Source organism: Pseudomonas libanensis (genome assembly GCF_001439685.1).
Taxonomy (GTDB): domain Bacteria; phylum Pseudomonadota; class Gammaproteobacteria; order Pseudomonadales; family Pseudomonadaceae; genus Aquipseudomonas; species Aquipseudomonas libanensis.
This window is the reverse complement of sequence record NZ_JYLH01000032.1, coordinates 1-9,951: the sequence shown is the minus strand read 5'-3', so window position 1 is coordinate 9,951 and position 9,951 is coordinate 1. Positions and strand designations below refer to the sequence as shown.

At 57.4% G+C, this 9,951-nt stretch carries 9 protein-coding genes; 5 read left to right on the top strand and 4 right to left on the bottom strand.

Features of this window, described 5'->3' with window-relative positions; translation table 11 throughout:
• Positions 1-412 precede the first annotated feature (412 nt).
• Positions 413-1,117: an SDR family oxidoreductase gene (locus TU73_RS27715; protein WP_057014833.1), complete on the bottom strand. Its 705-nt coding sequence runs from the start codon at positions 1,115-1,117 to the stop codon at positions 413-415.
• A gap of 101 nt (positions 1,118-1,218) precedes the next feature.
• Between TU73_RS27715 and TU73_RS27710 the strand changes: the two genes are divergently transcribed.
• From TU73_RS27710 to rarD, 4 genes are all read left to right on the top strand, one after another.
• Positions 1,219-2,121 (top strand): LysR family transcriptional regulator, encoded by a 903-nt coding sequence (locus TU73_RS27710; protein ID WP_057014832.1) that lies wholly within the window; start codon positions 1,219-1,221, stop codon positions 2,119-2,121.
• Between the two features lie 81 nt (positions 2,122-2,202).
• A complete protein-coding gene (locus TU73_RS27705) occupies positions 2,203-3,210 on the top strand; it encodes an aldo/keto reductase (protein ID WP_057014831.1) in 1,008 nt (335 codons plus the stop codon).
• 313 nt (positions 3,211-3,523) lie between these two features.
• On the top strand, positions 3,524-4,015 hold the full coding sequence (locus tag TU73_RS27700; RefSeq protein ID WP_057014830.1) for a DUF2569 domain-containing protein: 492 nt from the start codon (positions 3,524-3,526) through the stop codon (positions 4,013-4,015).
• 93 nt (positions 4,016-4,108) lie between these two features.
• Positions 4,109-4,990: an EamA family transporter RarD gene (gene rarD / locus TU73_RS27695; RefSeq protein WP_057014829.1), complete on the top strand. Its 882-nt coding sequence runs from the start codon at positions 4,109-4,111 to the stop codon at positions 4,988-4,990.
• Positions 4,991-5,048: 58 nt separating this feature from the next.
• On the opposite strand, the gene TU73_RS27690 is transcribed toward rarD, so the two are convergent.
• The 3 genes from TU73_RS27690 to TU73_RS27680 all read right to left on the bottom strand — a co-directional run bounded on the left by TU73_RS27690 (position 5,049) and on the right by TU73_RS27680 (position 8,670).
• Positions 5,049-6,260 carry a dermonecrotic toxin domain-containing protein gene (locus tag TU73_RS27690; RefSeq protein ID WP_231984795.1) on the bottom strand — a complete coding sequence of 404 codons (1,212 nt, stop codon included), beginning with the start codon at positions 6,258-6,260 and terminating at the stop codon, positions 5,049-5,051.
• A gap of 167 nt (positions 6,261-6,427) precedes the next feature.
• Positions 6,428-7,504, bottom strand: a complete 1,077-nt coding sequence (gene hppD, locus TU73_RS27685) for a 4-hydroxyphenylpyruvate dioxygenase (RefSeq protein WP_057014827.1) — start codon at positions 7,502-7,504, stop codon at positions 6,428-6,430.
• A 245-nt stretch (positions 7,505-7,749) separates the two neighbouring features.
• Positions 7,750-8,670: a DMT family transporter gene (locus TU73_RS27680; RefSeq protein ID WP_057014826.1), complete on the bottom strand. Its 921-nt coding sequence runs from the start codon at positions 8,668-8,670 to the stop codon at positions 7,750-7,752.
• Positions 8,671-8,747: 77 nt separating this feature from the next.
• On the opposite strand from TU73_RS27680, the gene TU73_RS27675 reads away from it, so the two are divergent.
• Positions 8,748-9,650: a LysR family transcriptional regulator gene (locus TU73_RS27675; RefSeq protein WP_057014825.1), complete on the top strand. Its 903-nt coding sequence runs from the start codon at positions 8,748-8,750 to the stop codon at positions 9,648-9,650.
• Positions 9,651-9,951: the final 301 nt, after the last annotated feature.

Genomic DNA, 9,951 nt, shown 5'->3' with positions numbered 1-9,951 from the left:
GAAGCAGCATCTTGAGCAATGCGGCTTTACGTTCGGGTGAATAGTACTTCACAAGCTGTCTCTTTCCGCCCTCGGTATGCTTTTGGGGGTAAACCAGGAGAGGCGACAACTATCCTGACACCGGGGGCCCCACCACTCGGCACCTCGCCTAGGCTCGGTGTGCCCGTAATCCGCCAGTGATTTGGGGGGGCGCCGCCACGCGCCATCCATGGCGCGGGGCGGCTAAACCGGCATCCCTGCCGGTTTACCCCCCAAATCCCTGTCGAATTCCGGCCAGCGTGGTTTAACGGGGCGCCTGAGATCAAGATCAAGAGCGGCTCGCTTCGCATCGTGGTTACCGTTGAGCGCTACAGAGTTGTGTAGATACCTATGCCCATCGGGGGCAAGCCCCCTCCCACATTTTGACCTGTGTTTACAGCTGGCCGCCGCCGTCGATATCGATCACGGCGCCGGTCATGAAGCCGTTCTCCATGGCCAATACATACCCCGCCGCCACTTCTTCAGCCTGCCCTACCCGGCCAACCGGCAATGTCTCGCCGGTCTTGGCAAACATCGCCAAACGCTGCTCTTCGGCCAACCCGGCATAGGCTGGGGTGTCGATCACGCCGGGGCTGATGACATTGACGCGACGCGGCGCCAGTTCCTTGGCCAGTTGCTTGCCCAAGGCTTCGGTCGCGGCGTTGATGCCGGTCTTGATGAACTGCCCTGCTGCCAGCTTGCGCCCCAGTTGACCCGAAGTCAGGCTGATGCTGCCGTGCTCACCCAGGAATGGCAGCGCCTGTTGAATCGCACGTAGCGCGCCCCAGAGTTTCACATTGAAATTATCCTGGGCTTCGTCAAGGTCGGTTTCGATCAGCGTCTTGGCCCGCACCGAAGGTCCCGAGGTGTAGACCAAGTGGTCAAAGTGCCCCACCGTTTGGAACAAGCGCTGCAACGACGCGCTATCGGTGACGTCCACCGGTTCGCTGCGTACGCCGTTATCGCTGCCGGAGGTCAAACGCCGTCCGGCCAGCACCACGCGCGCACCGCGAGCGGTGGCTGCCTGGGCCACTGCGGCGCCGATGCCGCTGCTGCCGCCGATCACGATGACGGTTTTACCGCTGAGGGAAGATGTCATGGGAGAACTACCTGGATGAGAAAGTGAGCGTTCATCTTCCCAGCTTGGCAATCAGCGAAAAATCCCGGTAAAACGACAAGATTTTTAAAGGATTTTTAACAATGAGCTCAATTCTCGACCTTGAAGTCTTTGTGCGCAGTGCCGACACTGGCAGCCTGACCGCCGCCGCCCGCAGTTTGGGCCTGACCCCGGCGGCGGCCAGTATCGCTCTCAAACGCCTGGAAACCCGACTCGGTATCCGCCTGCTGGCCCGTTCCACGCGCAGCATGCGCCTGACCGAAGAAGGCCGGCGTTATCTGGATAGCGTGCGGGTGGCGCTGGAAGCGTTGTCGGAGGGCGAACACGCCATCAAGCAACAGGGCCAAAGCCTCAGCGGTTTATTGCAACTGGCGGCGCCCTCGGATTTTGGCCGCAATGTGCTGCTGGGCTGGCTGGATGAGTTCAAGCACGAGCACCCCAATATCCGCCTGCAACTATTGCTCAACGACAGCAATGCCGATTTGTTTCGCGATACCGTCGACATTGCCCTGCGCTTTGGCGTACCAAGGGACTCCAGCCTGGTGGCGCTGCCGGTGGTGCCCGGCCACCAGCGCATGGCCTGCGCCAGCCCTGGCTACCTGGCGCGCCACGGCACACCGCGCACGCCGGCGGACTTGGCGCAGCACAGTACGTTGCGCTACATGCGTCGCGGGCAGGCCAATAGCACGTGGTACTTCCGCCAGGGCGCGCTGCTCCAGGAGGTCGACGTCAGCGGCGATTACCTCAGCGACGATGGAGAAATCGTCCGCCGCTGGGCGCTGGCGGGCCACGGCATCGCCTATAAAGCCAACCTGGATATCGCCCGCGATATCCAGGCCGGTCGGCTGGTAGCGCTGTTGCCCGACTGGCAGGGCGAGCCGACCCCTTTCAACCTGATGTGCCCCCACCGTCTGCAAGTGTCGGAACGGGTGAAAGTGCTGCATGGTTTTTTACAGGCTCGCTGCCAGACGTTGCTGGGTGCATGAAGAAATGCGCCCGGTGCTTGTTCCAGAGGCCTCGGGTCTGGTATTGCAGTACCCACGTTTCCCTGCCATGAGGAGCTCTCCATGATTTACCGCACATTGGGCCAGTCCGGGTTGAAGGTCAGCGCACTGACCCTCGGCACCATGATGTTTGGCGAACAGACCAGTACCGAAGACTCGCTGCGCATCATCGACAAGGCCTGGGACCAAGGCATTAACTTTATCGATACCGCCGACGTCTACACCGGCGGGCGCTCCGAAGAGATCGTCGGCGAAGCCATTGCGCGTAACCGCCAGGACTGGATAGTGGCCAGCAAGGTCGGCTTCGGCCCCGCCGATGGCTTGCCCAACCGCAGTGGTTTGAACCGCAAGCGTATTTTCAACGCCGTGGAAGCCAGCCTTGGGCGCCTGGATACCGATTACCTGGACATCTACTACCTGCACCGTGAAGACCATGACACGCCGCTGGAAGTGACTGTGTCGGCCATCGGCGACCTGATCCGCCAAGGCAAGATCCGCTATTGGGGCCTGTCCAACTACCGTGGTTGGCGTATCGCCGAGGTGATTCGCGTGGCCGAGCGCCTGGGGGTGGATAAACCCGTCATCAGTCAGCCGCTGTACAACATCGTCAATCGCCAAGCGGAAGTCGAGCAAATCACCGCGGCGGCTGCCTACGGGCTGGGTGTGGTGCCTTATAGCCCGCTGGCCCGAGGGGTGCTCAGCGGCAAATATGCGCCGGACGTCACGCCCGAACCCGGCAGCCGCGCCGCACGGCAGGACAAGCGCATCCTGGAAACCGAATGGCGGATGGAGTCGTTGCGTATCGCCCAGCAGATCCAGCAATACACCCAAGGACGTGGCGTGGGCATGGTGGAGTTTGCCATTGCCTGGGTGTTGAACAATGCCGCAGTGAGCTCCGCGATTGTCGGGCCGCGCACCGAGGCGCAATGGGATGCGTACACCGGGGCGCTGGCGGTGGAGATCACTGCTGAAGATGAGGCCTTTATTGATTCGTTGGTCACGCCGGGACATTCATCCACACCGGGGTTCAATGATGTCGGCCATTTCGTCTCAGGCCGTGTGGCGTGGTGAGTTGGCTGAGATCTGCCTGATGCACTGAGATTAATGTGGGAGGGAGCTTGCTCCCGATAGCGGTGCTGCAATCGGTTCACCCGTCGCTGACACACTGCTATCGGGACCAGGTCGAATCGTCGTACCGCCCCTCCAACATTTTATTTCTCGCAAAAACCGCCATACTCGGGCCCTGGAACCGGATATGATCAGGCAAACTATTATCCAGAGGAAACTATTAAGCCAATCGAATATTTTTTTTGGCCTCCTCAGTTGAGGGCCTTTGTACAGCTAATACGATTATTCCGTAAGATCAAAATTCAAGGGAGTGAAGATGAACGAAAAAAATCAGTTGAACGGCTTACAAGGCTGGTTATTGTTGGTAATGATCGGATTGTTTTTAAGCCCCTTGCGTATAGCGTATGAATTATTTCCATCGTACTATCATTTTTTTACAACACCTGGCGCTATTGAATACATAAGCACGCCTGGCGCAGGCGAATACCATCCATACTTACTGACGTTTATGCTGTCAGAAATATCATTCAATATTCTGATGATCATAGCGCAAGTGTATTTAATTTATTTGTTTTTCTCGAAGCATTACCTTTTTCCAAAGATATACATAACTGTGGTTATTGTTTCGTTTGTTTTTGTTATTTCTGATGCCTGGATTGGTTCTCTTGTATATCCGAAGATATCAATATTCAATCCCGAGACCAGCAAAGAAATAACAAGGTCATTGTGCGCCATCCTAATCTTGGTTCCATACATGCTCATATCCAAAAGAGTTAAAGCTACATTTATAGAGGGTAAGAGAAGCTAATTGCATGGGAAGAGCATGGTGTTTTTTTTGCTATCCGAGAATCACTCGGTAAATAATATCACTTGCTAATGAATCGGCTTTCGCGAGGGCAACGTGTCTAAAGGTGTTGTGTTATCGGTATTGGCCTCGGTGTTGTTTGCCGTGATGTATTACTTCACGTCATTGCTCACTCCTCTGAGTGGCCTGGAGATTTTCGGTTGGCGCATGCTGCTGACCGTGCCATGCATGACGGTCTTCATGATCGTCAGCGGCGAATGGCGGCGGGTATGGGAGTTGCTGCGCATGCTCGCGATCAAGCCACGCCTGATCGGTGGTGTATTGGTGTCGTCAGCGCTGCTCGGCGTGCAGTTGTGGTTGTTTATGTGGGCGCCGCTGAATGGGCGCAGCCTGGATGTGTCGGTGGGGTATTTCCTGTTGCCGCTGACCATGGTGCTGACGGGGCGTCTGGTATACGGCGAACGCTTGTCGCGGCTGCAGCAGATCGCCGTGGTGTTTGCCGCGCTCGGTGTCCTGAATGAACTGTATCAGGCCGGTGGTTTTTCCTGGGCAACGCTGGTGGTGATCATCGGTTACCCGGTCTACTTCGTCGTGCGCAAATATCTGACTACCGATCACTTGGGAGGCTTGTGGCTGGACATGGCGCTGATGCTACCGGTGGCCTGGTGGTTTGTACAAAGCGGCGAACAAGGCTTTGCCGTACTACATGGGCATCCGAAGCTGTATGCATTGATTCCCATGCTGGGCCTTATCAGTGCCTCGGCGCTGGTGAGCTATATCATTGCCAGTCGCCTGCTCGCCTTCAGCCTGTTCGGGCTGCTAAGTTATGTGGAACCGGTGCTGTTACTGGCGGTGGCTTTGCTATTGGGTGAAGGCATCCAGGGTGGGCAATGGCTGACCTATATCCCGATCTGGCTGGCGGTGATGGTGCTGGTATATGAAGGGTTCAAGCACTTGGTGCGTCAGCGCCGGGCTTGATGGGGGGCTGAGAGTGGATGTCGGTTGTGGGGGTGTCCGTACCCCTCTGTCGATTGAGTCAGGTCCTGACTTCGGTTGACGGCACTTCAGGTGTGCCGGCAGTTTCTTCAATGACGTCGGCGGCATTTCCCAGCCTGCCCCTCCATGTACCGTAATAGGGGATGTTGTTTTGAATTTGGTTGCCTGCGTTTTCCAGCTGGGCATCCATCTCTTCCTGATCCACGCCAAACAGCTTGCCGATACGATTGTCGTGGTTCAATTCAAGCAACGTTCCTTTAACGGGGTCTTTCGCGATGGTTTCGATGGAGTGGGCCACGTCGTCAGGAACACCCAGCGCTTTCAATGCGGTGGCGAGGCCATGCCCAGGACTTCTGAGTTGCTTCAGGAATTCGTCGTAAAGACCGTTTAGATTATTGGCACCCACATTGTCCAAGGAAACACTGGCTATTTTTTTGCGGAACTCATTGAACGTCATGGGTTCAAGCGGTTTGTTTTCGTTCAAACCGTTTTGGGCGAAAAACCATTCTTTCCCATTGCTTCCATGCATGTTTCCATAAGCGTCGTATTTATAAAGTATTTTTTTCCCATCCTCTTGATACCCGATATAGGTCGCTTTTCCATCGGGCTCTTGTTTGTAAAGCTGCGTTCGCGTCAGTCCGTTGACCTGAACGGGTGGTACCGAAGCGTCTTTGTTCAAACGCTCGAAAATGTCACCTTTCTCATAGCCAAAACTGCCCACCACTGCATTGATGTCGCCATTAGCGAACTCGCCGAACTTCTTGTTAACCCGTTCCTCCTGCTTCGGCGCCTTATCACTGGAAAAATGCTGGGTAAAGCGCTTTCGCTCAGTCGGGTCATTGGCTACTTCCTTGAGCCAGTCCGTCATCTCCTCTGCATTCTTGAACTCATGAAACGAGGTCACCTCATCTTCCGGCATATACAGGACAAGATTAGGCCCACCTTCTGTAGGCGGCACCCTCTTGATCACCATCATGTCGTTGGACTGAGCGCCGTCGACGGCAAATGTCGAGACCTGCACCCCTGGACTTCCCGGCTTGTTAGATGACACCGCTGCCTTCGTCAGTTGATACCCTTCGGCGCTGAGTGTGCCGCCCAAGTACTCGGTTTCACCGTCATCGAGAAACTTGTTACGCGCCTGATCGACCGGGTCTGCATGACCGGTTGAACGGACATTGCGCACTGGCCCTGCCTGTTCCGTTGAGACAGATGGGCCGATCGGGCGTTGAAGGGTGGGAGAATTCACATTCATGAGTGGCCCTCTTCATAGTGGACACGCAGGCTTTTGTCTGCGTCCTACCCTCTGAGTGATATTCCAAGAAACATCTGTTCCCAATAATCCGCTAGGCATTTGCAACACGATGCATCAGGCACAAAAAAACCCGGTAAAAACCGGGTTTTTTTTTGTTAGCCAGTCGATCAATCGGCGGTCAGTACACCACGACGTACCTGGTCGCGCTCGATCGACTCGAACAGCGCCTTGAAGTTGCCCTCGCCAAACCCATCGTCGCCTTTGCGCTGGATGAATTCGAAGAACACCGGGCCCATCAGGGTTTCCGAGAATATCTGCAGCAACAGACGCTTGTCACCGGCAACCGACGAGCCGTCCAGCAGGATGCCGCGTGATTGCAACTGGTCCACCGGCTCGCCGTGGTTCGGCAGGCGGCCTTCAAGCATTTCATAGTAAGTGTCTGGCGGTGCCGTCATGAAGCGCATGCCGATCTTCTTCAGCGCATCCCAGGTCTTGACAAGGTCGTCGGTGAGGAACGCGACGTGCTGGATACCCTCACCATTGAACTGCATCAGGAACTCTTCGATCTGCCCGGCGCCCTTGGACGATTCTTCGTTCAAAGGGATGCGGATCTTGCCGTCCGGCGCGCTCATGGCCTTGGAAGTCAGGCCGGTGTATTCGCCCTTGATATCGAAGTAACGGGCTTCGCGGAAGTTGAACAGCTTCTCGTAGAAATTGGCCCAGTAGATCATGCGCCCGCGGTAGACGTTGTGGGTCAGGTGGTCGATAACCTTGAGACCGGCGCCGACCGGGTTGCGGTCAACACCTTCGAGGTAGACGAAGTCGATGTCATAGATCGAGCTGCCTTCACCGAAACGATCGATCAGGTACAACGGCGAACCACCAATGCCTTTGATCGCCGGCAGGTTCAGTTCCATCGGTCCGGTGTCGATATGGATCGGCTGGGCCCCCAGTTCCAGGGCACGGTTGTAGGCCTGTTGCGAATCCTTGACGCGAAACGCCATGCCGCACACCGACGGGCCGTGTTCGGCCGCAAAATAAGCCGCCAGGCTGCCCGGTTCGTTGTTGAGGATCAGGTTGATCTCGCCCTGGCGATACAGGTGCACGTCCTTGGAGCGGTGAGTCGCCACCTTGGTGAAGCCCATGATCTCGAAGATCGGCTCCAGGGTGCCCGGGGTGGGTGATGCGAATTCGATAAATTCAAAGCCCATCAGGCCCATTGGGTTTTCGTATTGGTCGGTCATGTTCGTGCCTCATCATTCTTGTGGGTAGCAATTGTCTATTTGCAAGCAAGGATGAGGTCCGAGGGTGGCGCGCAGGATAGGCCTCGCACGCTGCGGGCGAGGAAGTCACCAAAGATGAGGGGGGAGCCAAGTAGCTTCATGGTGTCATCAGTCTCTGACGGCCGAGGCTTGCGTGAGCGCAAGTCCATATTCTTGTATGCGTAAATCGATTCTACACAGCGTAACCCAGTTTGTCCGTACTCTTATCAAATCCCTGTTGCCCTGCCCCGTGCAAGGGGTTTATTGCACAAGTAGATGCCCAACAGGATGACCGCGCCACCTGCCAGCATCGGCGCCGTCAAGGCTTCGTCCAGCAGCAACGCGCCACATATCACCGCCGTCAGCGGGTTGAGGGCGATGAACACACCGGAGCGGGTCGCGCCGATTCGCCGGATGCCGTCGTAATAACCAATATAGGCCAGGGCCGAACCCAGCACACCCAGATACAGCAGGCTGTACCACTGCGCCGGCTGCAGCGCGCTGAAACCTTGCAGCGTCAGACGACCGGTGGCGAGGGTAGCAAGGGTCAACATCAGCGTACCCCACAGCACCGACCAAGTGACGGTTTGCACCGGTCCCAACGTCTGGTTGAGTTCCCGGGACAGCAGCGAATAGGCACCCCAGGCCATTACGCAGCCCAGGATCAACAGGTCACCGATCCAGGCGTTGCGCGCCCCCTGCATGAGGTTGGGATTGCGGCTCACGATCACCACTGCCGCCCCCAGCAGGCACAACCCGATACCCAGCCACTTGGCCCGGCCCAGGCGCTCCTTGAACAACAACCAGGACGCCAGGCCAATCACCGCCGGGTTCAATGCCACGATCAAGGACGCCCGCGACGCATTGATGTAATGCAGGCCATAGAAAAAACACAGGTTGTAAAAAAAGATTCCGCATAGGCCCAGCAGTACCAGCCGCGCCATTTGCCCCGGAGTTGGGCGCGCGAGTGGGATCCGCGTACAGGCCAGGAACAGCAGCAACGCCAGGCTGGCCAGGATAAACCGCAGGCAGGCCGCGAGCAGCGGGTCCACTTGATCGGCCAGAAAACGCCCGGCGACGAAGGTCCCGCCCCAGATCATAGTGACAGCGGCCAGCTTCAGGTAAGTGAGGCCTTCGCGGGCATGCATAAGAATGTGCTCAGCGTGAGAAAGGATGGGACTATTCTTTTACTAATGATCAGTCATCGTAAAATAAGGCTTTACTCATGACCCTGACCCAGCTGGAAATCTTCTCCCTGGTCGCCGAACTGCGAGGTTTCACCAGTGCGGCGCATCGCCTGGGCATCAGCCAATCGGCGGTGTCCCATGCGATCAAGGCCCTGGAGCAGGAGCTGGGGGTGGAGTTGTTTCGCCGGCACCAGACCCTGGTGGAACTGAGCGATATCGGCGAGCAGTTACTTGGGCGCGCACGGGGCATGTTGGGCCTGGCCAACACCTTGCAGCAGGAAGCCGCCGATGCCCGCGGGATGAAGCGCGGCACATTGCGTATAGGGTCGTTCGGCCCCACCGCTTCGAACCGTTTGCTACCGACCATTCTCAGCCACTTTAGAAGGGACTATCCGGGTATCGAGGTGCATGTGGACGAAGGGCCGGATCGGCAGGTCATCCAATGGCTGGATCAGCGCCGGGTGGATGTGGGCTTCGTGGTACTGGAGCAGGAACGCTTCGACACCGTGGCCCTGCTCGAAGACCAACTGGTGGCGCTGATACCGGTCGGCCATGCCTTGGCGGCAAGCATGGCAGTACCCTTGCACGCATTGTGCGATGACCCGTTCATCCTAACCGAGGCAGGCTCCGCAGAGCTGGTCACGCGTTTGTTTGGTGAAGCGCAGTTGCAACCTAAAGTGCGTTATCGCTGCACCCAGCTACTCACGACCCTGGAGGCGGTCAGCCGCGGCGACGGCCTGAGTATCGTGGCCCAGGGCTCACTGCCGGCCGATGCCGACCAGCGCTACGTTGCCCGCCCCTTGTCGCCGGGCGTACCGCGCCGCATAGGCCTGGCAGTGCTGGATCGCCGCCAGGCCTCTCCCGCAACCCTGGCGTTTATCGCACTGGCGCAAACGCTGTACCCTGATCCCGGCATGGGTATCTACACAACTCTGACGTAGCAACTATCAGTAACCACGATGCGAAGCGAGCCGCTCTTGATCTTGATCTCAGGCGCCCCGTTAAACCACGCTGGCCGGAATTCGACAGGGATTTGGGGGGTAAACCGGCAGGGATGCCGGTTTAGCCGCCCCGCGCCATGGATGGCGCGTGGCGGCGGCCCCCCAAATCCCTGTCGGATTACGGGCACACCGAGCCTAGGCGAGGTGCCGAGTGGTGGGGCCCCCGGTGTCAGGATAGTTGTCGCCTCTCCTGGTTTACCCCCAAAAGCATACCGAGGGCGGAAAGAGACAGCTTGTAAAG

What these genes read in the sequence shown, in the direction of transcription:
- TU73_RS27690 (WP_231984795.1), bottom strand. Translation starts at nt 6,260, where the DNA reads ATGAATGTGAATTCTCCCACCCTTCAACGCCCGATCGGCCCATCTGTC.
- TU73_RS27700 (WP_057014830.1), top strand. Translation starts at nt 3,524, where the DNA reads ATGAACGAAAAAAATCAGTTGAACGGCTTACAAGGCTGGTTATTGTTG.
- TU73_RS27680 (WP_057014826.1), bottom strand. Translation starts at nt 8,670, where the DNA reads ATGCATGCCCGCGAAGGCCTCACTTACCTGAAGCTGGCCGCTGTCACT.
- TU73_RS27675 (WP_057014825.1), top strand. Translation starts at nt 8,748, where the DNA reads ATGACCCTGACCCAGCTGGAAATCTTCTCCCTGGTCGCCGAACTGCGA.
- TU73_RS27705 (WP_057014831.1), top strand. Translation starts at nt 2,203, where the DNA reads ATGATTTACCGCACATTGGGCCAGTCCGGGTTGAAGGTCAGCGCACTG.
- hppD (WP_057014827.1), bottom strand. Translation starts at nt 7,504, where the DNA reads ATGACCGACCAATACGAAAACCCAATGGGCCTGATGGGCTTTGAATTT.
- TU73_RS27710 (WP_057014832.1), top strand. Translation starts at nt 1,219, where the DNA reads ATGAGCTCAATTCTCGACCTTGAAGTCTTTGTGCGCAGTGCCGACACT.
- TU73_RS27715 (WP_057014833.1), bottom strand. Translation starts at nt 1,117, where the DNA reads ATGACATCTTCCCTCAGCGGTAAAACCGTCATCGTGATCGGCGGCAGC.